The sequence below is a fragment of the Mameliella sp. AT18 genome (assembly GCF_028807275.1).
GTDB lineage: Bacteria > Pseudomonadota > Alphaproteobacteria > Rhodobacterales > Rhodobacteraceae > Antarctobacter > Antarctobacter albus.
The window spans coordinates 1-22,952 of record NZ_JARAMO010000211.1; the positions used below are offsets into that span (position 1 = coordinate 1).

Here is a 22,952-nt window from a genome sequence, read left to right on the forward strand (position 1 = left end):
CCCCCGTCCCGGACCTGATCCGGGACCTCTTGTCTGTCTCTCCCGCGCCGGGCGGGTCATCCCAAAGGGCGGCGGCGGCCCCGCAGTTTCAGCCGGGCCAGCCGGTCCTCTGTCCAGACCTGCGCCCGCACCGGAAGCAGCAGCATGGCCCGCCGCAGGACCCAGGCACCGGCCACGATCTTGAAGGCCCAGAACCCGGCGTAGAGAACCAGTCCCGTCGGGGACAGGACCACGTCCCAGAACCCGCTCAAAGCCCCTGCCCCGGTTTCACGTCCTTCAGCTCCATCGCCTTGGCCGGATCGCGGTACATCTGGGCCAGGATGTCCTGGCGCTTGACGTCCTGGCGGTGGCGCAGCGTCAGCACGATGGCACCGATCATGGCGACCAGCAGGATCAGGCCGGCCAGCTGGAACAGCAGGAAGTACTCGTCATAGAGGATCATCCCAAGCGCCTGGGTGTTGTGCATGCCCTCGGGCGTCGGCTGGGCCAGTTGGCCCGCCGCCATGTCCGAGGCCTGCCAGGCGCCAAAGGCCATCGCCAGCTGCATCAGGATCACCAGCCCGATCAGCAGGGCCAGCGGCATATAACGCGCCATTTCCGCCTTCAGCTCGGCGAAATCGACATCCAGCATCATGACGACGAACAGGAACAGCACCGCGACCGCGCCGACGTAGACGATGACCAGCAGCATGGCGACGAATTCCGCGCCCATCAGCACGAAGAGCCCCGCAGACGACAGGAAGGCCAGGATCAGCCAGAGCACCGAGTGCACCGGGTTGCGGCTGACCACGGTGAACAACCCGCCCGCGATGGCGCCGAGTGCGAAGAGGTAGAAGGCAAAGACCATCATGTCTCGTCATCCTTGTTTTCATTGATGACTTCGCGCGCAAGTTCCATTGCGCGGGTCATCGCCGGAATGCCTGCGAACATCGACATATGTCCAATGGTCTCGGCGATTTCTTCAGAGGTCGCGCCTGCCTCGAGCGCGTGGCGCACGGTCAGACGGAACGGTGTTTCGGCCTGCGCGCCCTGCATGGTCAGCCCCGACAGGGTCAGCAGCAGGCGCGTCTTGGCGTCCAGCCCCTGCTTGGAAATACCCTTGCCGAACCACATCTCCATCGCGTCCTTGGACATGGTCGGCCAGAGCTTTTCAAAGCCCTTGGGGTCAAAACTGCTCATGGCCGGATTGAAGGCCTTGGCCATTTCCTGGGCCTGGGCCATCATCAGCTCGAAGGGGGTCTTGTTCTCGCTCATGTCCGGCCCTCCTTGGCGGCCAGTGCCGCATCGACAGTGTTGTCGATCCGCCGGCTCAGTATATCGACCATGGCTGTGGCGCGATCCGACCAGTCGGACAGGGCTTGCGCCTTGTGTTCAGCGGCCTTCAGAAAACCGTCGAGGCGCGTGTGCGTCTTGCTCATTGGCCGCCCTCCCCGTCGGGACAGGCACCAAAGACCGTGACCCGCGCGGACAGCCAGTTCTGGCCGTCAATCTTGCGCGGTTCGAGGATCGAAACCGCCTCGATCCCATCCCGCTGGAATGGCGCGACATTGGCCAGCCCTTCAGCCTTGCCGGTAAAAGACGCCCCCCAGTCCTGCATCAGGCGGCCAAAGATGGCCCCGACCATTTCGGTCTGGTCCGGCGCCCCCACGGTCATGAAGCAACTGCAGAACCCGTCGTGCGCGCGAAGGCTGAGAAATGCCTCGGGCGGCAGGTGCCAACCCTGCTCTATCCGTTCCAGGCCGGCCGCCTCTGCCTTTGCGTCAAAGGCCGCAAAATCCGGAGCCGCGGCCATGCAGACCGAGGAAAAGACCTCGGCGCGCTTGTCCAGCCATTCCGGACCGCCCTCGACAATCGTCTGGGCGCCCGTGGCCGGGGCGGCAAGGATCAGTATGATGGCGGCGGCTTTGATCATTTCGGGTCAGCGGTACGGGGCGTCCAGTTCGAGGTTGCGGGCAATTTCGGCTTCCCAGCGTTCGCCGTTTTCCAGCAGCTTGGCCTTGTCGTAGTAGAGTTCTTCGCGGGTTTCGGTCGAGAACTCGAAGTTCGGGCCTTCGACGATCGCATCCACCGGGCAGGCTTCCTGACAGAAGCCGCAGTAGATGCATTTCGTCATGTCGATGTCGTAGCGCGTGGTACGGCGGCTGCCGTCGTCACGCGGCTCGGCGTCGATGGTGATGGCCTGCGCCGGGCAGATCGCCTCGCAGAGCTTGCAGGCGATGCAGCGTTCCTCGCCGTTGGGATAGCGGCGCAGCGCGTGTTCGCCGCGGAACCTGGGGCTCAGCGGGCCTTTCTCGTGCGGGTAGTTCACCGTGGCCTTGGGCGCGAAGAAGTACTTCAGGCCCAGCTGAAACCCCTTCACGAAATCCGCGAGCAGAAAGTATTTCGCGGCCCGGCCGTAGTCGATGGTCGCCATTCTATCCTTGCTCCTGTGCCAGCTTGTGCAATTCGGCCTCCAGCTTTTCGGCCGTGGGCGCATCCGTCCGCGGATCGCCCTGCTCATCGTATTCCTTGGCTGCCTCGGGGCCGGATGTCTCCGGCGCCGGATCGGCCTGTTCGGCGCGCGCGGCCTCGGCCGCCTGCATGTCCGCCGCCCAGCGAAAGATCGCGGCGGCAATTTCCGTGGCCTGCGGCATCAGATTGCCGTCGCTGTCCACGTCCGGCAGCCCGGTGTCGCGGACGACGAAATCACCGAGGTCGATCATGTCGATGTATTTTGCATCCAGGATCGCGCTCTTGAGGTCAGACATGGCGCCCTCCCCTCAGCTGGCTGTCCGAAACGATATGTTTCCGAAACGTCACCAATTCAGCCCCCGGTCACCCAGCGGGCATAGCCGTCGAAGAACCAGCCGAATTTCGCGGCGAAGGAGACGAAGACCACCCAGACCAACGAGAACGGCAGGAAGACCTTCCAGCCAAGGCGCATCAACTGGTCGTAGCGGTAACGCGGCGTGATCGCCTTCACCATCGCGAAGATGAAGAAGAAGAACGCCATCTTGCCGACCATCCACAGTGCCCCGTCCGGCAGACCCGGGATCGGCGACAGCCAGCCGCCGAAGAACAGCAGCGTGGTCAGCGCACACATCAGGAAGATGGCGATGTATTCACCGGCCATGAACAGCAGGAAGGGGGTTGCCGAATATTCCACCTGGTAACCGGCCACCAGTTCCGATTCCGCTTCCGGCAGGTCGAAGGGCGGGCGGTTGGTCTCGGCCAGGGCCGAGATGAAGAACAGGAAGACCATCGGGAAATGCGGCAGCCAGTACCAGCTGAAGAAACCATAAGCGCCGTCCTGCGCGTCCACGATGTCACCGAAGTTCATCGATCCAGTCGAGATGATGACACCGATGATGATCAGGCCGATGGAGACCTCGTAGGAGATCATCTGTGCCGCCGAGCGCAGCGACCCGAGGAAGGGGTATTTCGAGTTCGAGGCCCAGCCCCCCATGATCACGCCGTAAACCTCGAGCGAGGAGACCGCGAAGACATAGAGAATCGCCACGTTGATGTCGGACAGAACCCAGGTGTCACCGAAGGGGATCACCGCCCAGGCGATCATCGCCAGCACGAAACTGGTCAGCGGCGCCAGCATGAAGACCGTTCGGTCCGACCCCGCCGGGATCACCACTTCCTTGACGACGTATTTCAGCGCGTCGGCCACAGTCTGCAGCAGGCCGTAGATGCCCACCACGTTCGGACCGCGCCGCATCTGGACCGCGGCCCAGATCTTGCGGTCGCCGTAGACGAGGAAGAGCAGCGACACCATCACGAAGCCCAGCACCGCAAGGCATTGCGCGAAGATGATGACAAAGGTGCCCAGAGGCGTGGCGAAGAAGTTTTCCATCAGGTCCTCACACCATCGGTATTCCGTTCTCGGCACAGGCCAGCGCCGCCACTTCGGCGTCGATGGTCTTGAGCCCTGGGGGCAGCGCTGCCGAGATGGTGTAAACCGCATCTCCACGCCATAGGCCACCCTCTTCGTAAACGGTCGTGCGCAAATGACGCGCAAAACCGTAACCCCGGATCATCGCGTATTGCGCGGCTGCGCATTCGGCATAATCCTTCACGTCGCCCTCGTCGCGGGCGCCGCGCATCTCGACCTCGAACTGCACCAGGTCGCCGTCCAGAAGCCGGGTTTCGATCCCGGTATAGCTGGGCGTGAAAGGCGCGTCGGAGGCGGCCTCTTCGGTGCAGGCCGACAGCCCGGTGGCAATCACCAGAAGTGTTATGATCGCCAGTCCGCGCAAGTTATTGCGCCGCCAGCGGCGCCGCGGCGCGGTCGCGCGCCTGTTTCGACAGTTCCGCCATCAGCTCGGAGGCGCGGGCAATCGGATTGGTCAGGTAGAAGTCGCGCACCGCGTACCGGAAATCGGCTTCTCCCAGCTTGCCCGCGTCCAGCGGCTGCCACTCGTTTTCCGGCACGTCGTCGATCTGCTGCAGGTGCGGCACATCCTTGACCAGAGCCTGGCGCAGTTGTGCAAGGCTGTCCCAGGGCAGTTGCGCGCCGACCTCGGCAGAGAGCGCCCGCAGGATGGCCCAGTTTTCCTTGGCCTCGCCCGGGGCGAACCCGCTACGCAGCGCGATCTGGGGGCGGCCCTCGGTGTTGACGAAAAGGCCCTGTTCCTCGGTGTAGGCAGCAGCCGGCAGGATCACGTCGGCGCGATGTGCGCCCCGGTCGCCGTGCGAGCCCTGGTAGATCACGAAAGCGCCTTCGCCGATCTCGACCTCGTCCGCGCCGAGATTGTAGATCACGTCAGCGGACTGAACCGCCTCCATGCCATTGTCGTTCACCGCGCCCACGTCCAGCGCGCCTACGCGGCTGGCGGCCGTATGCAGGACCAGCATCCGGCCCGACAGCGCCATGCAGGCGCCCAGCACCGCGGCGCCGTCCGCCTCATTCAGGGCGCCCTGCCCGACGATCACGATGGCATCGTCACCGGCCGTCAGCCGGGACAGTGCATCTCGACCCGTGCCGCAGTCCTCGACGTCATAGGTCAGGTCGACCGCGGGGCCGACGCGCTTGACCTTGGCACCATTGGCCCAGGCCTTGCGGATACGGGCGTTCAGCACCGGCGCCTCGTCGCGCGGGTTGGTACCGACCAGGATGATCTCAGCTGCCGTGTCGATCTCTTCGATGGCGACATTGCCGACATAGCCGGAACGGTTGCCGCCGGGCAGCTTGGCCCCGTCAGTCCGGCTTTCGACGGCACCGCCCTGCCCTTCGACCAGCGTTTTCAGCGAGAAGATCGCCTCGACCGGGGCAAGATCGCCGACGATCCCGGCCAGTTTTTCGGCGCCCTTGATCGCCTTGGCAGCAACCCCCAGCGCCTCGGGCCAGCTTGCGGGACGCAGTTTGCCGTTTTCGCGCACATAGGGGCGATCCAGACGCTGGCGGCGCAGCCCGTCCCAGACAAAGCGCGTCTTGTCGGAAATCCATTCCTCGTTCACGCCGTCGTGGTTGCGTGGCAGGATCCGCATGACTTCTCGGCCCTTGGTATCGACCCGGATGCTGGACCCAAGCGCATCCATCACGTCGATGGTCTCTGTCTTGGTCAGCTCCCAGGGACGCGCGGTAAAGGCGTAGGGCTTCGACACCAGCGCGCCCACCGGGCACAGGTCGATGATGTTGCCTTGCAGGTTCGAATCGAGCGTCTCGTTCAGGTACGAGGTGATCTCCGCATCCTCTCCCCGGCCGGTCTGACCCATCTGGGTGATGCCCGCGACCTCTGTCGTGAAGCGCACGCAGCGGGTGCAGGAAATGCAGCGCGTCATGTGGGTTTCGACCAGCGGACCCAGGTCCAGATCGTCCACCGCGCGCTTGGCCTCGCGGAACCGGCTGAAATCGACGCCGTAAGCCATCGCCTGGTCCTGCAGGTCGCATTCGCCGCCCTGGTCGCAGATCGGACAATCCAGCGGGTGGTTGATGAGCAGGAACTCCATCACCCCTTCGCGGGCCTTCTTGACCATCGGCGAGTTTGTCTTGATCTCCGGCGGTTCACCGTTGCGGCCCGGGCGCATGTCACGCACCTGCATCGCGCAGGAGGCGGCGGGCTTGGGCGGGCCACCCACGACCTCGACAAGGCACATGCGGCAGTTGCCGGCAATCGACAGACGTTCGTGGTAGCAGAAGCGAGGAACTTCGATCCCGGCCTCTTCACAGGCCTGGATCAGGGTCATGGCCCCGTCCACCTCGATCTCCTGCCCGTCGATGATGATCTTTCGCGTATCGGACATGCCTGAGCCTCTCCCGTTCTTCGGCTGGCAGCGCCCGCTGGCAGGCAGGCCGCAGTCCTCGGGGTTCTATCGTGGTCCGCCGGACGTTACCAGATGCAGGTGCAGCGAAAAGGCAGGAAAAAACGACGCGGCGCACGAGTTTTCCCCGCACACCGCGCCATTGTGATCACAAAAATTGAATATGTACCGCCTGTTAGCGACCTGGACGCGACTCAGCGCAGGAAGTAACCGACAGGCCCGCCGCGCGAAATGTCGTCCCGACCGAACTTGCACAGGGCGCGCGTGTCCTTGGGATTGACCCCCTTTGAGGCCAGCCAGGTCTCGGCCTTGCCGCGCATCCGTTTCTTTTCCTTGTCGGACTTCACATAGTCGTCGATCTCGGTCTCGGAGTAGCCCAGGGCCTTGGCGCGTTTCTCAAGCGCCTTGATCTGGCGATACGCCCGCACCATGCGCGGCTGCAGGTCGTCGCAATTCTTGCGGATCTCGTCCGCGATCGCGATCGCCATCAGTCCGTCGTCAATTTCGCTGACCTCGCGCAGGGGCGGCTTGGCCACGGCCGGCAGGGCCAGGGTCATGCAGACGATGGAAGTGAGAATCAGGCGCATACGCGGCTCTCCGTTTTCAGACTGGTGCCCTTGAGGTGGGGGCAGAGGGGGCGGATATTCAATATCCGGCCCCCGCAGGCCTCTGTTTCGGCAAGGATCCACGCATCCGGCGCCCCCTTGCGCGCCTCAGGCCGCCTCGTCGTGACAGCTCCCCCGGAAAGTCAGGGTGTTGTCCACGATGCGCAGGCTCTGCCCGTCGGCATCCGGCGCAACGGTCCAGTCGATCTCGGAGGTGCCGAAATACTGGATACAGTGCTGCTTCGCCTTGTAATCTGCCGCAGCGCGCGCGCCCTCCACCGATTTCGATACCTGGTGAACCGTCACGGCAAAGACCTGCCGGTTCTTGCGTTCGGTCTTTACCACCGTGCGAAAGCGCTGACCGTCGAACATCGGCTGGTCCGACTTGAAGATCCCGGCGCGACCGCAGCCCCCGAGCGTGGCCGCGAGGGCCAGAATGCACAACACGCGAGTCATCATCTTATTGGCCTCCCCGGCACAGTACCTCGAACTCGGCTGCCTTGGCCGTCACCCCGGCCAGAATCGTGGTCAGGGCGCGTGCATCGCGACACCCGGCCTTGGCGGCAAAAGCTCCGGCGGCCTGGATCTGTGCCTGCGCGGGAACCACCCCGGCCACCGTGGTCACGCTGACATAGGCCTGCAGCGCCTGGGCAGAGCCCGATCCGTCACGGGCCTGCATCGTCACCGCGCGGCGCTGAATATCGCCCACGAAGTTCTTGGAGCGGACGGTTTCCGCCTGCGCCACGGGCGCCAGCGCCGCGATCAGCACCGCCGTTCCCAAAATCCGTTTCATCATTCCAACCCGTGTCTTTTCTGCTCGCCTCGCGCACTTGCCAAACACGGCCCGCGCGTGCCGCGCACTGTCGCGCCTGTAGGGCAAGAGGTCAAGGAGCGGGCGCCCCGCCCCGTGGGCGACGGCCTGCCACGATGACGGCAACCGGAGCAAAAGAGGGCAAGGCACAACTGGCGTCACACGGTCTCGGGCGTACAGTGCCTTGCACGCCACATCTGCGCCTGCGGCAAGTAGGACCAGCCAAAGGCCGCATCGGTGTCGCCCTGCGTCTTGCGCATCTCCAGTCGTTCCAGCGCTTCGTCCAGCGTCGGCTGATGTCCCTCGGGCACCCACCACATGACGAAATGCTGGTCGCCCATGATCTCGAACCACTCGGTGCGGCGGTCGTAGAACTGCTTGTGGATGGTGCCCCAGACAAAGCGTTCCAGGCTTTCCACGTCCTCCCATACCGTCAGGTTGGACACGAACTGCGGGTCGCCGTCGATCTTGGCCTCGGTGTTTCCTGTGCCCGGCTCGCCCGAGCCTTCCATCATCCAGACAAAGCCCGGCATCCGCTTGCCCAGCCCGTTGATCCGGTCGAGGTTGTCCATGAATTCCGCCACGCGCGGGTCGTCCGTGGGGGCCAGAAGGCGCCCGATGTTCAATTCCGCCAAGTGTATGTGATGTCCTTTCTGAAATCAAGTCGGCCAATCGGCCCGCAAGCTGTAGCGCGCGGCCCCTCCCACGCCCAATGAATTATCCCGATGCGCCCCATCGCGCCCGGGCATGGGTCCAGCCGAAGGCCGCGTCGCTCTCTCCTGTTCTTGCCAACTGCTGCAGCTTGTCGGCCGCTTCCGCGATCCCGGGCCGGTGGCCTTCGGGTACCCACCACATCACCAGCCGCAGCCCCTGCCCCGCGGCATCGAACCATTCCGCGCGCCGGTCGTAGAACCGCCGGTGCACGGTCTGCCAGACGAAATGTTCGAGGCTCGGCAGGTCGCGCCAGACCGACAAGGTCGACGCGGTCCGGTGATTGCCGCCAAGCGGACCACCCGGATCGGTCTGCGCCGCATCCATCTCGGCTTCGGCCATGTGCCAGACATAACCGGGGCTGCGTTCCGCGACGGCAAAGACCCTGTCCAGGTTGTCACGAAATTCGGCGATGCGCGGATCTTCCCAGTCGTGTCGCAGGATGCCAATGTTGAACTCGGCCAGGTGCCAGCCGGTCACCAGCCGTCTTTCCAGCACAGGTCGACAAAGGACCACTCGCCCTGCCACTCATGTGCGTCCCCGGGCGCAGATCGGACTGTCAGCCCGTAGTGCCTGCAAAAGGCGATGCCGACCTTGCGCGCCAGCACCTTATCGCCCGGACCGATCTGGGGGTCCTGGTTGGTGCGCACAACAAGGCGGCTCTGCTCGATCCATTCCTTTTGCGGCAGCCCCGTGTCCGGCGCGTCACGCACCGTCTCGGTCTCGTAGAGGCCAAACCACACGTCGAAGGATCGCCCGTTGTAGATCACCTCATCACTGATTTCATAGGGCATCTTGCCCTGTGCCAGCGCGGTTGACGCCAAAAGCAGAAAGCCTCCCGCCATTTGGCAGGAGGCCCTGATAACATCCGAGAAGACCACGATTATTCCGCGGCGACGGCGCTGAGACGTCCGGTCTTCTGCGCCTTGATGCGGTCCTCGATCTCGTCGCGGAAGTTGCGGATCAGGCCCTGGATCGGCCAGGCCGCCGCGTCGCCGAGCGCGCAGATCGTGTGGCCCTCGACCTGCTTGGTCACATCCCAGAGCATGTCGATCTCTTCCTCGTCGGCCTCGCCCTTTACCAGGCGATCCATCACGCGCATCATCCAGCCGGTGCCTTCGCGGCACGGGGTGCACTGGCCACAGCTTTCGTGCTTGTAGAACTTGGCCAGGCGCCAGATCGCCTTGATGATGTCGGTGTCCTTGTCCATCACGATCACCGCCGCCGTGCCCAGGCCCGAGCCCAGCTCGCCGCGCAGGTAGTCGAAGTCCATGATCGCGTCGCGCATCTTTTCGCCGCGCACACAAGGCACCGAGGACCCGCCGGGGATCACCGCCTTGAGGTTGTCCCAACCGCCGCGAATGCCACCGCAGTGCTTTTCGATCAACTCCTCGAAGCTGATCGACATGGCCTCTTCGACGACGCAGGGGTTGTTGACGTGACCGGACACCGCGAACAGCTTGGTGCCCTTGTTGTTGTCACGCCCGAAGGACGAGAACCACTCCGCGCCACGGCGCAGGATCGTCGGCACGACCGCGATGGATTCGACGTTGTTCACCGTGGTCGGGCAGCCATACAGGCCCGCGCCCGCCGGGAACGGCGGCTTCATCCGGGGCATGCCCTTCTTGCCTTCAAGGCTTTCCAGCAGCGCGGTTTCCTCGCCGCAGATGTAAGCGCCCGCACCGTGATGCAGGAAAAGTTCGAAATCCCAGCCCGATCCGGCGGCGTTCTTGCCCAGAAGACCCGCGTCATAGGCCTCGTCAATGGCGGCCTGCAGAGCCTCACGCTCGCGGATGTATTCGCCGCGGATGTAGATGTAGCAGGCGTGGGCCTGCATGGCGAAGCTGGCGATCAGGCAGCCTTCGATCAGCGTATGCGGATCGTGGCGCATGATCTCGCGGTCCTTGCAGGTGCCCGGCTCGGACTCGTCGGCATTGACCACCAGGTAGGCCGGACGCCCATCCGATTCCTTGGGCATGAAAGACCATTTCAGGCCGGTCGGGAAACCGGCGCCACCGCGACCGCGCAGGCCCGAGGCCTTCATCTCCTCGATGATCCAGTCGCGCCCCTTGGCGATCAGATCCTTTGTCCCGTCCCAGTGGCCACGCTTTTTCGCGCCATCGAGGGTGCGGTCATGCATGCCGTAGAGGTTGGTAAAGATCCGGTCCTGGTCAGCTAGCATCTCTCAATCCTTGTGTTCCTGGCGCTCCCGCCAGAGCCCGTATAACATCCACAGCGCCCAGACAAAGCCACCAATTGCAGCAAGGTCGAAAAGCGCGCGCCAGCGGTGGCTCAGGTCCACCGCCGCGCCGATCACATTGGCCGCGACCCAGCCGAGAGCCGTCCCGACGATCACCAGCGCAATCGCGCGGCCTCTCCGGTTGTAGTCTTGGTTCCCGGCCATTGCCGCCCGTGCCTTATTTCACAAGTTCGGCGGCCTGCGCCACCCAGCCATTGCGCGAGGCCCGGCCGCGCACACCGGCCAGGTTCTCGTCGACCCAGGCGACGTTTTCCTCGGTCCAGCCGGCGATCTGTGAGAAATGATAGATGCCTTCGGCGTTCAGCGCCTCGGCCAGCTTGGGGCCGACCCCGTTCAGGACGGTTAGGTCGTCCGCTTCGCCCTTTGGCGCCTTCAACGCGGCGGGTTTGACCATCGCAGGTTCTGCGGCGGCCTCCGTTTCCGGCGCGGGCGCGACAGTGGGTGCGGCCTCAGGCGCGGTCTCGGCTTTCTCGGGGGCAGCCTCGGGGGCCGGAGCCAGTTCCACCACAGGTTCCGCAACGGTTTCTGCCACGGGTTCCTCGATAGTCACCTCGGGCTCAGCCACCGGCTCTGCCGTGGCCTCGACCACGACGGTTTCCGCCACGTCGTCAACCGGGGCAGCCTCTTCGGTGGTCGTCACCGAGGCTGCGACCGTCACGCCACCCATCGGCGTGCAGATCGAGCCGAAGCCCGCCGGCATTCCGGTCCAGGGCATCATGGCCAGTTTCATCATCCCCTGGCTGGCTTCCATCGCAAAACGAGTCTGCAACTGCATCATGCGCATCAGCGGGGTAAAGTCGGGTGTCATCGAAAAGATCGGGGTCGTCATGGTCACGTTCTCGCTCCACTAAACGGGCGCAGCATCCTGCGCGTGTCTTAGCGCCGTTCCTCCCCAACAGTGCCGGTGCCACGCCTGACATACTGCGCCGCGGCACGCAAGACATGGCGTTGTCGCAGCCCCTTTTCAGGGGCCGCGACCGCCGGTTTGACCACTCTGTGACCAGCAATTCCCTTGGGATCAGTCGCCGGGCGTGTACGTCCAGCTGCCCTTGCGCGAGGCCAGTTCCGCCTCGCCAGCCAGCACCGTCCCTGTCTTCACCAGCGGTGCAGCTGACTGCTCGGAAGGGGCTGGGGTGGGTGCCGGTTCGGACGATGGAGTTGGCGCCTCTGCCGGGGCCGGATCCGCCTCGGCGGTGCTGTCGGCACTGTAGGTCCAGTTGCCCTTGCGGCTGGCAAGGTCTTCCTCGCCGGGCAGGGCACCACTGGGTTTGACCAGCGATCCGGTGTCCGCGCTCTCGGCCGCGGCGGGCGCCTGTTCAGGCTCGGGGGCCGTCTCTGGTTGCGGCGCAGGGGCGGGCTTGGGCTGTGGCGCGGGCCGCGCGGCGGGTGCCGGGGTCTCTGCCGCGCCGGCACAGAACAGCTTGGAGAACAGCAGGCCAAGCACGACGAGCGTGGCCCCTCCTGCAAAGACCGCCTGGATCACGCGCCAGTCGCCCAGCGTCAACAGCAATACGAAAACAAGAAAGGCGGCCAAAGCCGCCAATCCCCAACTCAACTGACCGCAGTTCCCCTGCCCAGTCCGATCCCCCATGACATTCCTCCCTGTCGCCGATATCCGGTCCTGTCTGGACCGGAGTATCACGAAAAAAGGTGTCCGGGGCTATCAGACTTTAGGACCGCGCCGCCAGCTCCTTGGCCTGCGCCACCCATTCGTCGCGGGTCGCCCTGCCCTTGAAACCCTCGAGGTTGTCATCGACCCAGGCCAGTTCCCTGTCCGTCCAGGCGGCAACCTGGTCGAAGTGGTAGAACCCTAGCGAGTTGAGCAGCTTTTCCAGCTTGGGACCGACGCCCTTGATTTCCTTCAGGTCATCGGCCTTGCCCTCGCGAGGGGCATCAAGACCCACGGGCTTGTCCTCTGCCGAAGGAGCGACCGGCTCTGCCGCGGGCTGGTCCTCCGCTTCGGGCGCCTCGTAGCGCCAGCTGCCCTTGCGGCTGGACAGGTCGTCCTGCCCCGGCAGCGGCGTGCTGGGCTGGACCAGCGCCTGCTCGACCTCGGCGGGTGCCTTGGCGACCTTCTCCGGCTTGGGCGCGGGCTTGGCGGGTTGCGGGGCCTCCTTGGCCGGGACATGCGCCTCGGGCGCGTCCGGCTGGCTGCCACGGGTGCCCGACTGGTCGTTCCAGGGCGCCGCCAGCGGCACCTCGGTGCCGTCGATGCGCTTGATCGTGTCGCCGATGTCATCGGCCAGCTGCGCGCTGGCATTCAACTTGATCGAGCCGTTCACGAATTCGGTCAGCGTGGTGATGCCCGGCTTGGGTTCCGAGGCGAAACGGCCGTTCTGCGGTCCCACCGTGGGCACTTCGCCCCGAGCTAGCGCGTCGAGCAGATCGCGCAGCTTTTCGGCGGTCAGGTCCTCGTAATAATCCTTGCCGATCTGGGCCATCGGCGCGTTGGTGCAGGCGCCCAGGCATTCCACCTCTTCCCAGCTGAACTTGCCGTCCTCCGACAAGGCGTGTGGCTTGTCGGCGATCTTCTCGCGGCAGACGGCGATCAGGTCCTCGGCACCGCAGATCATGCACGACGTCGTGCCGCAGATCTGGATATGCGCCAGCGAGCCGACCGGCTGCAGCTGGAACATGAAGTAGAAGCTGGCCACCTCGAGCGCGCGGATATAGGCCATGCCCAGCATGTCGGCGACATGTTCGATCGCCGGACGGGTCAGCCAGCCTTCCTGTTCCTGCGCCCGCCACAGCAGCGGTATGATCGCGCTGGCCTGGCGGCCCTCGGGATACTTGGTGATCTGCTCGCGCGCCCAGGCCAGGTTGGCGGGCGTAAAGGCAAAACTATCGGGCTGTTCGGGGTGCAGTCGGCGCAGCATGGCTTTCGGCTTTCCGTCTTACGTCCGGCGCCAGGGCGCGGCGCCTCGGGTTTCAATCTTGCATCCAGTCCGGCCTCGGGGGCCGGTCACGTCACGTTGCCGCCTCGGGCGCGGGCTCTGTCTTGGGGGCGCAGGCCCCGGTCTGAAGGCGCACACCGCCGTTCGACAGCGGCACGGCCTGTTTCTGTTCGACCTTGTACTGCGAGATGGTCACCACCTTTTCGCGCGGCATCCCGGTCTGCAGCTCCACGGGCAGATAATCGCTTTCGTTCACGAGGTCACAACCGATCGAGGCCACCGCCGCATCAAAGGCCGCAAGGTCTTCTTCGGTGACGCCCTCGGGCAGGAAACAGCCCGAAACCAGTCCCGTCGCGACCAAGGCAAAAGCGTATCTCTTCATCGTGTCGTCCCTCGTAAAAGGCCGCGCGGCGGCGGCCCATCTTTCCCCGTCAGGGGCAATTCACCAGATGCGCCTTGCCGGCGGCGCGGTCCAGAACGATCAGGCCCTGGTCCATCATGATCTCTGCGGTATCCTCGGTCACTTCGCCAATGGCGTCGATCAGGCCTTCGGTCATCTCGCCGTCATAGACCGCCTCTTCGGCGACGTGGCGCGCCAGTACGGCCAGAAAGGCGTCCTCGCCGGTGCGCATGTCCAGCACGCAGCCGAATTCCTTCATCGTCTGCGTCACCGCCGGGATAAAGACGGAGGGCGGCAGCGCCTCGATGGCCTCGACAAAGGCCTTTTCGCCGCGCGCCCTGGAGAGCGTCGCCCGGGAGGCGGATGCCGCTGCCTTGGGGCCGAGGATCGGCAGGCAGGTTTCCATCACCAGGAAACGGTCGTCCGGGCCTTCGTCGACTTCACAGTAGAACGCATGACCGCCGTTGCGGACCAGCAGACCATCGTCGATGCCGCCCAGGATTTCATAGCCGCGCTCTTCCTGGAAGATGGGCAGATCCTGAGCGAGCGCCGGCGTGGCCGCCAGCGCGCAAAGCGCGATCAGCGCTCTCACCGGTCGATCTCCCCGAAGACGACGTCCATCGTCCCGATGATCGCCGCGACGTCGGCAAGCTGGTGGCCCTTGGCGACATGGTCCATCGCCTGCAGGTGCAGGTAACCCGGCGCGCGGATCTTGGAGCGGTAGGGCCGGTTCGACCCGTCGGCCACGAGGTAGACGCCAAACTCTCCCTTGGGGGCCTCGACGGCGCAGTAGACCTCGCCCTCTGGGACGTGGAAACCCTCGGTGTAGAGCTTGAAGTGATGGATCAGCGCTTCCATCGAGGTCTTCATCTCGCCGCGTTTCGGCGGGGTGATCTTGCCGCGGGCCAGGACGTCGCCCTGCCCTTCGGGCGCGCGCAGCTTCTCGATGGCCTGCAGGATGATCTTCACGCTCTCGCGCATCTCGGCCATGCGGCAGAGGTAGCGGTCATAGCAGTCGCCGTTCTTGCCGACCGGGATCTTGAAGTCGAACTCGTCATAGCACTCGTAGGGCTGCGCGCGGCGCAGGTCCCAGGCAAGGCCCGAGCCACGCACCATGACGCCCGAGAATCCCCATTCGTTGATCTCTTCCTCGGTCACGACGCCGATGTCGGCGTTGCGCTGCTTGAAGATGCGGTTTTCGGTCAGCAGGTCGTCGATGTCCTGCAGCTTGGCCGGGAATTCCTTGGCCCAGGTCTCGATGTCGTCGATCAGCGCGGGCGGTAGATCCTGGTGCACGCCGCCGGGCCGGAAATAGGCCGAGTGCAGGCGCGCGCCACAGGCCCGCTCATAGAAGACCATCAGCTTTTCGCGTTCCTCGAAGCCCCACAGCGGCGGCGTCAGCGCGCCCACGTCCATGGCCTGCGTGGTCACGTTCAGCAGGTGGTTCAGGACACGGCCGATTTCCGAGTAGAGCACGCGGATCAGCGAACCCCGGCGCGGCACCTCGACCCCGGTCAGCTTTTCGATGGCCAGGCACCAGGCGTGTTCCTGGTTCATCGGCGCAACGTAGTCGAGACGGTCGAAATACGGCAGGTTCTGCAGGTATGTCCTGCTTTCCATCAGTTTTTCGGTGCCACGGTGCAGCAGGCCGATATGCGGGTCGCAGCGTTCCACGATCTCGCCGTCCAGCTCCAGCACGAGGCGCAGCACGCCGTGCGCCGCCGGGTGCTGGGGCCCGAAGTTGATGTTGAAGTTGCGGATCTTCTGTTCACCCGTCAGGGCGTCTTCGAAGCCTTTGGAGCCGTCCATCACGCGCGACCTCCGTCAATCTGATCCTTGAACGCCATGACCCAGAGCAGGATCAACGCCACAAGCGGGAAGATGGCGAAAATCGCCACCCAGTTGGGAATGCCAAAACGCGGCAGGAGCTTCCAGAATGGCACGACCACCAGTGCGCCGATGACAATCAGCCACAACAGCCCGCCGCCACCAAAGCCCCAGCCGCCCATCATGCCTTTTCTTCCGTCTTCTCATCGCCGGGCAGCACGTATTGTGCCCCCTCCCACGGCGACATGAAATCGAACTGGCGGTATTCCTGCACCAGGCTCACCGGTTCGTAGACGACGCGCTTTTGCTCTTCGTCGTAACGCACCTCGGTATAGCCCGTGGTCGGGAAATCCTTGCGCAGCGGAAAGCCGCGGAACCCGTAGTCCGTCAGGATGCGGCGCAGGTCAGGATGGCCGGCGAACAGCACGCCGAACATGTCGAAGACCTCGCGCTCGAACCAATTGGCGGATGGGTGCACCGACACGATCGACGGCACCATCTCGTCCTCACGGATCGCCACGCGCAGGCGGATACGGTGGTTCTGGTACATCGACAGGAAATGATAGACCACGTCGAACCGCTTGGGCCGCTCGGGGTAGTCCACCGCCGTGATGTCCACCAAGGTCGAGAACTTGCAGGTCGGGTCGGTCTTCAGGAACTCGACGAAACCGCGGATGTTCGAGGGCGCCACGTCGACGTTCAGCTCGCCATGCGTGACGTCCCAGCCGATCACGCAGTCGGGACGCTTGGCCTCGATATGGCCACCCAGTTCGTTCAGCAAATCGCTCATCGCACCAATGTCCCCGTCCGGCGGATCTTTTTCTGCAACGCCATGATGCCGTAGACCAGCGCCTCTGCCGTCGGCGGGCAGCCGGGCACATAGACATCCACCGGCACGACGCGGTCACAGCCGCGCACCACGCTGTAGGAATAGTGGTAGTAGCCGCCGCCGTTGGCACAGGACCCCATCGAGATCACGTAGCGCGGTTCCGGCATCTGGTCGTAAACCTTGCGCAGCGCCGGGGCCATCTTGTTGGTCAGCGTGCCGGCCACGATCATCAGGTCGGACTGGCGCGGGCTGGCGCGCGGCGCGGTGCCGAACCGTTCCAGGTCATAACGCGGCATCGACGAGTGCATCATCTCGACCGCGCAGCAGGCCAGGCCGAAGGTCATCCAGTGCAAGCTGCCGGTACGCGCCCAGTTGATGATGTCCTCGGTCGAGGTCAGCAGGAACCCCTTGTCCTGCAGCTCGCGGTTGAGGGTCTGGGTCGCGACCTCGCGGTCGGCTCCGGCCGTATTGGCTCCGGTCATCACTCCCATTCCAGTGCCCCCTTCTTCCATTCGTAGGCAAAGCCGATGGTCAGCACGCCCAGGAACACCATCATCGACCAGAAGCCCACCATCGAGACATCCTTGAAGGCCACCGCCCAGGGAAACAGGAAGGCGATCTCAAGATCGAAGATGATGAAGAGGATCGAGACCAGGTAGAACCGGACGTCGAATTTCATCCGGGCATCGTCGAAGGCGTTGAACCCGCATTCGTAGGCCGACACCTTTTCCGGGTCCGGGTTGCGCACGGCGAGGATCACCGCGGCAAGGATCAGGACAAGGCCGAGACCGATGGCAATGGCCAGAAAGACGAGGATGGGAAGGTATTCCCGCAGCATCTCTTCCAAGACGTGGCTCCTTCAAGGATCGGGCGCTGTGGCGCTTGGCTTATTGTCCCTTATCGCTGCCATCTGGCAGGGTCAACACGAGGCGCAAGCATTCAAATCCCTGCGAACAAAAGGCTTTCCCTGAAATTGGCGGATTTTCCTTTGTTGACAATGGGATGTCCGGAAATCCCATGCTGCACGGCAGCACACGCCGCGCGCAAGCGTCGCGCCCGGTGTTGTGATCACATGCGCCGGGGGCGGGAATCCCGCCATGTTCATGTCGGGCCGCCTGCGCTACCTGCCTCGGACAGACAGGAAAGACAGTGCCATGACCGTTCACATCCTTGCCCCCGACGACACGATTTTCAGCGTCAACCGCGATATCGCCCGCGTGGGCTTTGCGCAGCTTGGCGAAGAGGTCCGCCTCTTCGCGCCCGGGGATTTCGACGCCCTCGCGCTGGTCCCGGGGGATATCGTCGTGGGCGGCATCCGCTATGCCCGGCAGGGCATGGAACGGCTTGGCATTCCGGTGCCCGATCTCGACAGCATCCCCGAGGCGCTGATGCCCTTTGCCGGGCGGCGCATCTGGCAGGCGACGATGGCCGAGGCGCGACAACTGGCGGGCAATGGCAGCGCGATCTTCGTCAAGCCCCTGCCCGACCGGCCAAAGCTCTTTACTGGAACGCTGCTGTCCAGCTTTGCCGACCTGATCCCGACGGCGCATATCGCCGACGCCGAGCCCGTGATCTGTGCCGAGCCGGTGGATTTCGTGACCGAGTATCGCGGCTTTGTCCTGCACGGGGATCTGATCGACCTGCGGCCCTACCGGGGCGATCCGCTGCGTTTCCCCGATCCGCAGGTGATCCGCGCCGCGCTGGCCGCCCAGTCGCAGGCGGGCGCACCCGCGGCCTATGCGCTGGATTTCGGGGTCACCTCCGAGGACCGGACGCTGGTGGTCGAGATCAACGACAGCTACGCCGTGGGCGCCTACGGCCTCTCGCCCATGCGCTATGCCCGGCTGATCGCCACCCGCTGGGCGGAACTCGCCGCGCAGCGATGAGCCTGTTCAGCGCGCGGTAGAAATCATGACATAGGCGGCCAGTCCGGCCATCACCAAAGTGACCGGAAACCAGACCGCGCGTTCACGCGCAGAGAGGGTGATCCCGTTCAGCACCGCGCTGACCGTGCTGACCCCAAGGGCCGCCCACCCGCACCAGCGCGGCCAGTCCAGCCCCGGAAAGCCTGCCACCGAGAGGATCGCAAGCCCCTGAAAGATCAGCACCGGTACCGAAAAAGCCGCAATCACCCTGCCCGAGATGGGCAAGGCCCCCTCATGCTGCCCGCCCTGCGTCCAGGGCCCCAGCGGCGCCCCACCGATCAGCGCAAACTGGAAAAAGACCACCGCCAGGCAGGCCGTCGCATAAAGATGGGCGATCTGGATCAGCATCCCGCCCCCGGTCACGCCCAGGGCGCGGGCCGCTTGTCGAAAAAGGCCGCGATTCCCTCCTGCGCCTCAGAGGTTTCCCAGCGATCGGCCAAGGCGTCGATGGCCCCTTCGACCTCGGCTTCGGTGACTTCGCCCGCCAGCCGCCGCAACAGGGCCTTGGCATCCCGAACCGCCCCCGGGGCACAGGCCAGCGGCAAGGCCACCTCTGCCGCGACGGCCTCGTCCAGGTCATCCGGGGAAACCGCCCGGTTCACCAGCCCCAGGGCCACCGCCTCGGCGGCGCCAAAGATCCGACCGTTCATGAATATCTCCTGCGCCTTCACAGCGCCCAGCCGGGCGATCACGTAGGGCCCGATATTGGCCGGGATCAGCCCCAGCTTGACCTCGGTCAGCCCGAATTTCACCCCTTCGGCGGCCAACGCGATGTCGCAAACGGAAATCAGCCCCAACCCACCGCCAAAGGCATTGCCCTGCACCTTGCCGATCAGGGGCTGCGGCAGCGCATAAAGCGCGCCCAAAGCCTTGGCGATGCGCGAGGATTCCTCGCGTCGTGTCGCCCGGTCCATCTCGAACTGCGCGCGCATCCAGGCCAGGTCACCGCCGGCGCAGAAGGACTTCCCCTCGGCCGACAGCACCACGACCTTCACCTCTGCGTCCGCCGCAAGGCTGCGCGCTGTGGCCTCCAGCTCGGTCATCATCTGCGCCGACAGCGCGTTGTGCTTGTCCGCCCGGCGCAGGCTGATCTCCGCCACACCCCGCGCGTCGCGCGATACCCCGATCAACTCCATCCTTGTCCTCACTTCTTTGGCAGCCTCCGCAGCAGGCTGACCTGAAATTTCTGTTCCTGCCCAGATGGCGTGACGTGGCGGACCCGCTCGGCGCCCTCCAGGCGCAGCCCCTGCCCCAGCGCAGCCAACAGACCTTCAGGCGAATAGCGCCGCACCGGCAGGCCCGAGCAACGCTCCGGCCCATCCTCTGCAAAGGTCGCGATCACAGCCGCACCGCCAGGCCGCAGCCCGTCGCGCAGGGCACGCGCATAGGCCAACTGGTCCTCCAGGTCCGTCAGGAAATGGAACACCGCCCTGTCATGCCAGAGATCGAAGGGCACCGAGGCCCGCCAGCGCGTGATGTCCTCGGCAACCCAGGTGATCTGCGCCGCTCCCGTCCCAAGCGCCGCCTGCGCCAGCTCCAGCGCTGCCGCGGAAATGTCCAGGACTGTCACATCCCAGCCCAGCCCGCGCAAATGCCCGGCCAGGGACGAGGCGCCACCGCCCACGTCGATCGCCCGCCCAGGCACCAGCCCGGACCGTTCGATCATCCGCAGCGAGGCCTCGGGCACGGCTTCGTGCCAACTCTTGCCCTCGACGCCTTCTGCGTAGGCGGCATCCCAATGTTCCCTGTCCATTTCAGCCCTCACGCATGGACCGCGCCATCTGCGCGGCCCTGTCCAGCACCGGCCGGTCCAGCCCGGTGACGTAGCCCTTGGCGACCAGGTGATCGTGCACCGCCTCCGTCGCCACGTTGCCCGCCGCGCCCGGCGCATAGGGACATCCGCCCAGCCCGCCGACCGCGGCATCAAAGACCCGCAGGCCCCGCGCCAGCGCGACGTCGATATTCTCCAGCGCCCGACCGGCTGTGTCATGGAAATGCCCCGCCAGCCGCGCGGCGGGCATCTCGTCCAGCACCGCCGCCAGCATGGCGTCCACCGCCTCGGGCACACCCCGCCCGATGGTGTCGCCAAGGGAGACCTCGTAGCAGCCCATGTCGCGCAGCGCCGCCACAACCCGGGCCACGGCCCCGGGCGCCACCGCGCCGTCATAGGGGCATTCCACCACGCAGGACACATAGCCCCGCACCGGCAGTCCCGCCTCTCGCGCCGCCTCGGCCACCGGCACAAAGCGCGCCAGCCCCTCGTCGACACTGGCGTTGATATTGGCCCTGGAGAACCCCTCCGAGGCCGCACCGAACACCGCCACCTCGTCCGCCTTGGCCGCCAAAGCCCGCTCCAACCCCTTCAGGTTCGGCGTCAGCGCCGCGTAGGACACGCCCGGCGCGCGTGTGATCCCTGCCAGGACCTCGCCGGAATCCGCCATCTGCGGCACCCATTTCGGACTCACGAATGAGGCGCATTCAATGCGCCGAAACCCCGCCCCGGACAAGAGATCGACCAACGCCACCTTCTCCGAAGTCGGAATCTCGCGCTTTTCGTTCTGCAGCCCGTCACGCGGGCCCACCTCGAAGATCTCGACCGTCTCGCTCATCTTCCCCCCTCCGGGTTTCTTCTTGGTCCAAATACCCATTCGCCGAGCCGCCCGCCGCAGGCGAAAGGCGAGAAAACCAGTGCGCCGAAGGCGCTCAATCGGATTGCCCCCTCACGCCTCCGGCACCGGGTAGAAGTCCTGCGCGTAAAACCGTTGCGGCCCCTCGCGCTCAACCGCCCGCTGATAGCCAGGACGCGCCTCCATCCGGGCGCGGTAGGCCAGAAGGCGCGGAAATTCCTCCATGTCCACGTAGTAAGGCGCCGCAAAAAGGTTGAACCCCATCATGACGTCCGCCGCCGAGAACCCGGAGGGCAAAAGCCACTCCTTCTCCCCCAGCGCCTCTTCCATCCCCCGCAGGGTCTGGCGCAGGCGTGCCACATGCAGCTTGACCACCACAGGCGCCGGTTTCGCAGGCGGTCGCAAAAAGACCATCTGCAGGTTCAGGTTCTCGATCAGGCTGGCCATCGTCTCGGCATAGTGCAGCCATTGCAGGAAGGCGGGACGCTCCGGGTGGTCCGGCGCACGGGTCAGATCCGGCGCCAGCCGCTCGGACAGGTATTCCACGATGGCGCCGGATTCGCTCATCTCCAGGCCATTCCATTCGATCGCCGGGATGCGGATGGCCGGAGAGACCCGCGCCAGGCCGCTTTCGCGCATCTCCAGCGTGCCGATGCGGTGCTCGACCACCTCCAGCCCACCGAAGCGCTCTGGCCCGATCTCCTCGATCAGCCAGTGGACACGAAAGCTGCGCCCGTACTGGACGTGGTGCAGGCGGATCACGCCTCTTCCTCCAGCAGCACAAGCGGCGCGCCCGCCTCGACCTGGTCGCCCTGGGCCACCAGCACCTCGGACACCACGCCCGCACGGCCCGCGCGCATGGTGTGTTCCATCTTCATCGCCTCCAGCACCACCAGCCGGTCGCCTTCCGCGACCTCCTGGCCGACACCGACATGGACAGAGACGACCCGCCCCGGCATCGGCGCCAGCGCCCCGTCCAGGGCGCCCGCAGCCGCGGCGCCCCGCGCCAGCGGATCGGGCAGATCGAAGGCGATCCCGTAGTGGGCAAAGACCGTCACCTGCCCCGGCGCCAGATAGGCGCCCGCAGCCGGCGTGTCATCGAAGGTCCAGCCGCGCACCCCGCGCAGCGCCTCGACGACCTGCCCCTCGACGGAGACCAGGACAGAGCCCGGCCCTCTGACCTTGACGCCGATCTCGCGCCGGGTGCCGCCCTGTTCCAGCACCACCCTACGCCATTCCGGCCGCCAGAGGGCAAAGCCGGTTTCCCAGTCCACGGCCTCCGTCAGCCCCAGTGCGGTCAGCGCCGCCTCGGCCCAGACCGCCGGCGTGACCTCGGGCTGTGCGGTCAGCGCGTCGATGTCCCGCGCGATCAACCCGGTGTCCACCTCTCCCCGCGCAAAGCCCTCGTGTTCCGCAAGCGCGCCCAGAAAGGCGAGGTTCGTCACCGTGCCCGCCACCCGGCTGTTGCGCAGCCCCCGCGCCAGGCGTCGCAGGGCCACGGCCCGCGTGGGGCCATGCGCCACCAGCTTGGCGATCATCGGGTCGTAATGCGGGCTGATGGCATCACCGGCCCGCACGCCGGTTTCCGCGCGCAGCCCCTCGGGGAACGACAGGTCCGACAGAGTGCCCGTAGCGGGCAGGAATCCCGCCGGCACGTCCTCGGCGTATAGCCGCGCCTCGAAGGCATGGCCGTTGATCTTCAGGTCCTCCTGCCGGGCGGGCAATGGTTCGCCCGAGGCGACCCGAATCTGCCATTCCACCAGGTCGACACCGCAGATTTCCTCGGTCACCGGGTGTTCCACCTGCAGGCGGGT

At 65.3% G+C, this 22,952-nt stretch carries 35 protein-coding genes; 1 reads left to right on the forward strand and 34 read right to left on the reverse strand.

What is annotated here, in order from left to right; genetic code table 11:
* Nucleotides 1–56 precede the first annotated feature (56 nt).
* The 28 genes from PVW46_RS18450 to PVW46_RS18585 form a co-directional block, all read right to left on the reverse strand.
* Nucleotides 57–251, reverse strand: a complete 195-nt coding sequence (locus tag PVW46_RS18450) for a hypothetical protein (RefSeq protein ID WP_043143630.1) — start codon at nucleotides 249–251, stop codon at nucleotides 57–59.
* The gene (locus PVW46_RS18455) at nucleotides 248–850 is read right to left on the reverse strand and encodes an NADH-quinone oxidoreductase subunit J (protein ID WP_043143629.1); all 603 of its coding nucleotides are present in this window, start codon (nucleotides 848–850) and stop codon (nucleotides 248–250) included. The genes PVW46_RS18450 and PVW46_RS18455 overlap by 4 nt, the downstream gene beginning before the upstream one ends.
* A complete protein-coding gene (locus PVW46_RS18460) occupies nucleotides 847–1,254 on the reverse strand; it encodes a carboxymuconolactone decarboxylase family protein (RefSeq protein WP_043143627.1) in 408 nt (135 codons plus the stop codon). The genes PVW46_RS18455 and PVW46_RS18460 overlap by 4 nt, the downstream gene beginning before the upstream one ends.
* Nucleotides 1,251–1,418, reverse strand: coding sequence for a hypothetical protein (locus PVW46_RS18465; protein ID WP_190285438.1), 168 nt, complete (start codon nucleotides 1,416–1,418; stop codon nucleotides 1,251–1,253). The genes PVW46_RS18460 and PVW46_RS18465 overlap by 4 nt, the downstream gene beginning before the upstream one ends.
* On the reverse strand, nucleotides 1,415–1,912 hold the full coding sequence (locus tag PVW46_RS18470; RefSeq protein WP_069211595.1) for a hypothetical protein: 498 nt from the start codon (nucleotides 1,910–1,912) through the stop codon (nucleotides 1,415–1,417). Before PVW46_RS18470 ends, PVW46_RS18465 begins: the two co-directional genes overlap by 4 nt.
* A 6-nt stretch (nucleotides 1,913–1,918) precedes the next feature.
* Entirely contained in the window at nucleotides 1,919–2,413 is a 495-nt protein-coding gene (nuoI, locus tag PVW46_RS18475) for an NADH-quinone oxidoreductase subunit NuoI (protein WP_043143624.1), read from the reverse strand.
* A 1-nt stretch (nucleotide 2,414) separates the two neighbouring features.
* A complete protein-coding gene (locus PVW46_RS18480; RefSeq protein ID WP_069211594.1) occupies nucleotides 2,415–2,747 on the reverse strand; it encodes a hypothetical protein in 333 nt (110 codons plus the stop codon).
* 56 nt (nucleotides 2,748–2,803) lie between these two features.
* Nucleotides 2,804–3,841, reverse strand: coding sequence for an NADH-quinone oxidoreductase subunit NuoH (gene nuoH, locus PVW46_RS18485; RefSeq protein ID WP_043143619.1), 1,038 nt, complete (start codon nucleotides 3,839–3,841; stop codon nucleotides 2,804–2,806).
* A gap of 7 nt (nucleotides 3,842–3,848) precedes the next feature.
* The gene (locus PVW46_RS18490) at nucleotides 3,849–4,244 is read right to left on the reverse strand and encodes a YNQ4 family lipoprotein (protein WP_274577103.1); all 396 of its coding nucleotides are present in this window, start codon (nucleotides 4,242–4,244) and stop codon (nucleotides 3,849–3,851) included.
* 1 nt (nucleotide 4,245) lies between these two features.
* The gene (gene nuoG, locus PVW46_RS18495; RefSeq protein WP_069211593.1) at nucleotides 4,246–6,231 is read right to left on the reverse strand and encodes an NADH-quinone oxidoreductase subunit NuoG; all 1,986 of its coding nucleotides are present in this window, start codon (nucleotides 6,229–6,231) and stop codon (nucleotides 4,246–4,248) included.
* A 212-nt stretch (nucleotides 6,232–6,443) separates the two neighbouring features.
* Complete coding sequence (locus PVW46_RS18500) at nucleotides 6,444–6,836, reverse strand: DUF5333 domain-containing protein (protein ID WP_043143615.1); 393 nt, start codon at nucleotides 6,834–6,836, stop codon at nucleotides 6,444–6,446.
* A gap of 126 nt (nucleotides 6,837–6,962) precedes the next feature.
* Nucleotides 6,963–7,313, reverse strand: a complete 351-nt coding sequence (locus PVW46_RS18505; protein WP_083242518.1) for a hypothetical protein — start codon at nucleotides 7,311–7,313, stop codon at nucleotides 6,963–6,965.
* Between the two features lies 1 nt (nucleotide 7,314).
* Nucleotides 7,315–7,650 (reverse strand): hypothetical protein, encoded by a 336-nt coding sequence (locus PVW46_RS18510; protein WP_069211592.1) that lies wholly within the window; start codon nucleotides 7,648–7,650, stop codon nucleotides 7,315–7,317.
* A 173-nt stretch (nucleotides 7,651–7,823) separates the two neighbouring features.
* Nucleotides 7,824–8,306 carry a DUF3291 domain-containing protein gene (locus PVW46_RS18515; protein ID WP_069211591.1) on the reverse strand — a complete coding sequence of 161 codons (483 nt, stop codon included), beginning with the start codon at nucleotides 8,304–8,306 and terminating at the stop codon, nucleotides 7,824–7,826.
* 76 nt (nucleotides 8,307–8,382) lie between these two features.
* The gene (locus PVW46_RS18520; protein WP_274577104.1) at nucleotides 8,383–8,856 is read right to left on the reverse strand and encodes a DUF3291 domain-containing protein; all 474 of its coding nucleotides are present in this window, start codon (nucleotides 8,854–8,856) and stop codon (nucleotides 8,383–8,385) included.
* Nucleotides 8,853–9,221, reverse strand: a complete 369-nt coding sequence (locus PVW46_RS18525; RefSeq protein WP_069211590.1) for a hypothetical protein — start codon at nucleotides 9,219–9,221, stop codon at nucleotides 8,853–8,855. Before PVW46_RS18525 ends, PVW46_RS18520 begins: the two co-directional genes overlap by 4 nt.
* A 38-nt stretch (nucleotides 9,222–9,259) precedes the next feature.
* A complete protein-coding gene (gene nuoF, locus PVW46_RS18530) occupies nucleotides 9,260–10,558 on the reverse strand; it encodes an NADH-quinone oxidoreductase subunit NuoF (protein ID WP_069211589.1) in 1,299 nt (432 codons plus the stop codon).
* Nucleotides 10,559–10,561: 3 nt separating this feature from the next.
* Nucleotides 10,562–10,780 carry a DUF5337 domain-containing protein gene (locus tag PVW46_RS18535; RefSeq protein WP_043143606.1) on the reverse strand — a complete coding sequence of 73 codons (219 nt, stop codon included), beginning with the start codon at nucleotides 10,778–10,780 and terminating at the stop codon, nucleotides 10,562–10,564.
* A gap of 13 nt (nucleotides 10,781–10,793) precedes the next feature.
* Nucleotides 10,794–11,465, reverse strand: a complete 672-nt coding sequence (locus PVW46_RS18540; protein ID WP_052244581.1) for a helix-hairpin-helix domain-containing protein — start codon at nucleotides 11,463–11,465, stop codon at nucleotides 10,794–10,796.
* 189 nt (nucleotides 11,466–11,654) lie between these two features.
* Complete coding sequence (locus tag PVW46_RS18545) at nucleotides 11,655–12,227, reverse strand: hypothetical protein (protein ID WP_139132450.1); 573 nt, start codon at nucleotides 12,225–12,227, stop codon at nucleotides 11,655–11,657.
* A gap of 79 nt (nucleotides 12,228–12,306) precedes the next feature.
* Nucleotides 12,307–13,512, reverse strand: a complete 1,206-nt coding sequence (locus tag PVW46_RS18550) for an NADH-quinone oxidoreductase subunit E (RefSeq protein ID WP_069211587.1) — start codon at nucleotides 13,510–13,512, stop codon at nucleotides 12,307–12,309.
* A gap of 91 nt (nucleotides 13,513–13,603) precedes the next feature.
* Nucleotides 13,604–13,912: a hypothetical protein gene (locus tag PVW46_RS18555; RefSeq protein ID WP_043143603.1), complete on the reverse strand. Its 309-nt coding sequence runs from the start codon at nucleotides 13,910–13,912 to the stop codon at nucleotides 13,604–13,606.
* A 49-nt stretch (nucleotides 13,913–13,961) separates the two neighbouring features.
* Entirely contained in the window at nucleotides 13,962–14,522 is a 561-nt protein-coding gene (locus PVW46_RS18560) for a hypothetical protein (protein WP_069211586.1), read from the reverse strand.
* Complete coding sequence (locus PVW46_RS18565; RefSeq protein ID WP_052244579.1) at nucleotides 14,519–15,742, reverse strand: NADH-quinone oxidoreductase subunit D; 1,224 nt, start codon at nucleotides 15,740–15,742, stop codon at nucleotides 14,519–14,521. The genes PVW46_RS18560 and PVW46_RS18565 overlap by 4 nt, the downstream gene beginning before the upstream one ends.
* Complete coding sequence (locus PVW46_RS18570) at nucleotides 15,739–15,942, reverse strand: NADH dehydrogenase (protein ID WP_069086698.1); 204 nt, start codon at nucleotides 15,940–15,942, stop codon at nucleotides 15,739–15,741. The genes PVW46_RS18565 and PVW46_RS18570 overlap by 4 nt, the downstream gene beginning before the upstream one ends.
* Complete coding sequence (locus PVW46_RS18575) at nucleotides 15,939–16,547, reverse strand: NADH-quinone oxidoreductase subunit C (protein WP_069211585.1); 609 nt, start codon at nucleotides 16,545–16,547, stop codon at nucleotides 15,939–15,941. The genes PVW46_RS18570 and PVW46_RS18575 overlap by 4 nt, the downstream gene beginning before the upstream one ends.
* Nucleotides 16,544–17,077, reverse strand: coding sequence for a NuoB/complex I 20 kDa subunit family protein (locus PVW46_RS18580; RefSeq protein ID WP_172429800.1), 534 nt, complete (start codon nucleotides 17,075–17,077; stop codon nucleotides 16,544–16,546). Before PVW46_RS18580 ends, PVW46_RS18575 begins: the two co-directional genes overlap by 4 nt.
* Nucleotides 17,068–17,433: an NADH-quinone oxidoreductase subunit A gene (locus PVW46_RS18585; protein ID WP_043143593.1), complete on the reverse strand. Its 366-nt coding sequence runs from the start codon at nucleotides 17,431–17,433 to the stop codon at nucleotides 17,068–17,070. Before PVW46_RS18585 ends, PVW46_RS18580 begins: the two co-directional genes overlap by 10 nt.
* A 307-nt stretch (nucleotides 17,434–17,740) precedes the next feature.
* Here PVW46_RS18585 and PVW46_RS18590 point away from each other — a divergent pair, with 307 nt between their 5' ends.
* Nucleotides 17,741–18,472 (forward strand): ATP-grasp domain-containing protein, encoded by a 732-nt coding sequence (locus tag PVW46_RS18590; RefSeq protein ID WP_069211692.1) that lies wholly within the window; start codon nucleotides 17,741–17,743, stop codon nucleotides 18,470–18,472.
* A 6-nt stretch (nucleotides 18,473–18,478) separates the two neighbouring features.
* On the opposite strand, the gene PVW46_RS18595 is transcribed toward PVW46_RS18590, so the two are convergent.
* The 6 genes from PVW46_RS18595 to PVW46_RS18620 all read right to left on the reverse strand — a co-directional run.
* Nucleotides 18,479–18,859, reverse strand: coding sequence for an NADH dehydrogenase (locus PVW46_RS18595; protein WP_069211584.1), 381 nt, complete (start codon nucleotides 18,857–18,859; stop codon nucleotides 18,479–18,481).
* An 11-nt stretch (nucleotides 18,860–18,870) separates the two neighbouring features.
* The gene (locus PVW46_RS18600; protein ID WP_069211583.1) at nucleotides 18,871–19,647 is read right to left on the reverse strand and encodes a crotonase/enoyl-CoA hydratase family protein; all 777 of its coding nucleotides are present in this window, start codon (nucleotides 19,645–19,647) and stop codon (nucleotides 18,871–18,873) included.
* 8 nt (nucleotides 19,648–19,655) lie between these two features.
* Complete coding sequence (locus PVW46_RS18605) at nucleotides 19,656–20,264, reverse strand: class I SAM-dependent methyltransferase (RefSeq protein ID WP_069211582.1); 609 nt, start codon at nucleotides 20,262–20,264, stop codon at nucleotides 19,656–19,658.
* A gap of 1 nt (nucleotide 20,265) precedes the next feature.
* Nucleotides 20,266–21,120 carry a hydroxymethylglutaryl-CoA lyase gene (locus PVW46_RS18610; RefSeq protein ID WP_069211581.1) on the reverse strand — a complete coding sequence of 285 codons (855 nt, stop codon included), beginning with the start codon at nucleotides 21,118–21,120 and terminating at the stop codon, nucleotides 20,266–20,268.
* 111 nt (nucleotides 21,121–21,231) lie between these two features.
* Entirely contained in the window at nucleotides 21,232–21,900 is a 669-nt protein-coding gene (locus tag PVW46_RS18615) for a glutathione S-transferase family protein (RefSeq protein ID WP_274577117.1), read from the reverse strand.
* Nucleotides 21,897–22,952: biotin/lipoyl-containing protein (locus PVW46_RS18620; RefSeq protein WP_338020534.1), on the reverse strand; the 1,056-nt coding region annotated here is incomplete at its 5' end. The genes PVW46_RS18620 and PVW46_RS18615, both read right to left, overlap by 4 nt.

Coding starts and splice junctions, on each gene's coding strand:
- PVW46_RS18455 (WP_043143629.1), bottom strand. CDS start 850: ATGATGGTCTTTGCCTTCTACCTCTTCGCACTCGGCGCCATCGCGGGC.
- PVW46_RS18595 (WP_069211584.1), bottom strand. CDS start 18,859: ATGCTGATCCAGATCGCCCATCTTTATGCGACGGCCTGCCTGGCGGTG.
- PVW46_RS18545 (WP_139132450.1), bottom strand. CDS start 12,227: ATGGGGGATCGGACTGGGCAGGGGAACTGCGGTCAGTTGAGTTGGGGA.
- nuoI (WP_043143624.1), bottom strand. CDS start 2,413: ATGGCGACCATCGACTACGGCCGGGCCGCGAAATACTTTCTGCTCGCG.
- PVW46_RS18525 (WP_069211590.1), bottom strand. CDS start 9,221: ATGGCGGGAGGCTTTCTGCTTTTGGCGTCAACCGCGCTGGCACAGGGC.
- PVW46_RS18570 (WP_069086698.1), bottom strand. CDS start 15,942: ATGATGGGCGGCTGGGGCTTTGGTGGCGGCGGGCTGTTGTGGCTGATT.
- PVW46_RS18510 (WP_069211592.1), bottom strand. CDS start 7,650: ATGATGAAACGGATTTTGGGAACGGCGGTGCTGATCGCGGCGCTGGCG.
- PVW46_RS18605 (WP_069211582.1), bottom strand. CDS start 20,264: ATGGACAGGGAACATTGGGATGCCGCCTACGCAGAAGGCGTCGAGGGC.
- PVW46_RS18500 (WP_043143615.1), bottom strand. CDS start 6,836: ATGCGCCTGATTCTCACTTCCATCGTCTGCATGACCCTGGCCCTGCCG.
- nuoH (WP_043143619.1), bottom strand. CDS start 3,841: ATGGAAAACTTCTTCGCCACGCCTCTGGGCACCTTTGTCATCATCTTC.
- PVW46_RS18460 (WP_043143627.1), bottom strand. CDS start 1,254: ATGAGCGAGAACAAGACCCCCTTCGAGCTGATGATGGCCCAGGCCCAG.
- PVW46_RS18540 (WP_052244581.1), bottom strand. CDS start 11,465: ATGACGACCCCGATCTTTTCGATGACACCCGACTTTACCCCGCTGATG.
- nuoF (WP_069211589.1), bottom strand. CDS start 10,558: ATGCTAGCTGACCAGGACCGGATCTTTACCAACCTCTACGGCATGCAT.
- PVW46_RS18535 (WP_043143606.1), bottom strand. CDS start 10,780: ATGGCCGGGAACCAAGACTACAACCGGAGAGGCCGCGCGATTGCGCTG.
- PVW46_RS18505 (WP_083242518.1), bottom strand. CDS start 7,313: ATGATGACTCGCGTGTTGTGCATTCTGGCCCTCGCGGCCACGCTCGGG.
- PVW46_RS18555 (WP_043143603.1), bottom strand. CDS start 13,912: ATGAAGAGATACGCTTTTGCCTTGGTCGCGACGGGACTGGTTTCGGGC.
- PVW46_RS18465 (WP_190285438.1), bottom strand. CDS start 1,418: ATGAGCAAGACGCACACGCGCCTCGACGGTTTTCTGAAGGCCGCTGAA.
- PVW46_RS18480 (WP_069211594.1), bottom strand. CDS start 2,747: ATGTCTGACCTCAAGAGCGCGATCCTGGATGCAAAATACATCGACATG.
- PVW46_RS18470 (WP_069211595.1), bottom strand. CDS start 1,912: ATGATCAAAGCCGCCGCCATCATACTGATCCTTGCCGCCCCGGCCACG.
- PVW46_RS18575 (WP_069211585.1), bottom strand. CDS start 16,547: ATGAGCGATTTGCTGAACGAACTGGGTGGCCATATCGAGGCCAAGCGT.
- PVW46_RS18610 (WP_069211581.1), bottom strand. CDS start 21,120: ATGAGCGAGACGGTCGAGATCTTCGAGGTGGGCCCGCGTGACGGGCTG.
- nuoG (WP_069211593.1), bottom strand. CDS start 6,231: ATGTCCGATACGCGAAAGATCATCATCGACGGGCAGGAGATCGAGGTG.
- PVW46_RS18580 (WP_172429800.1), bottom strand. CDS start 17,077: ATGGGAGTGATGACCGGAGCCAATACGGCCGGAGCCGACCGCGAGGTC.
- PVW46_RS18590 (WP_069211692.1), top strand. CDS start 17,741: ATGACCGTTCACATCCTTGCCCCCGACGACACGATTTTCAGCGTCAAC.
- PVW46_RS18550 (WP_069211587.1), bottom strand. CDS start 13,512: ATGCTGCGCCGACTGCACCCCGAACAGCCCGATAGTTTTGCCTTTACG.
- PVW46_RS18600 (WP_069211583.1), bottom strand. CDS start 19,647: ATGGAGTTGATCGGGGTATCGCGCGACGCGCGGGGTGTGGCGGAGATC.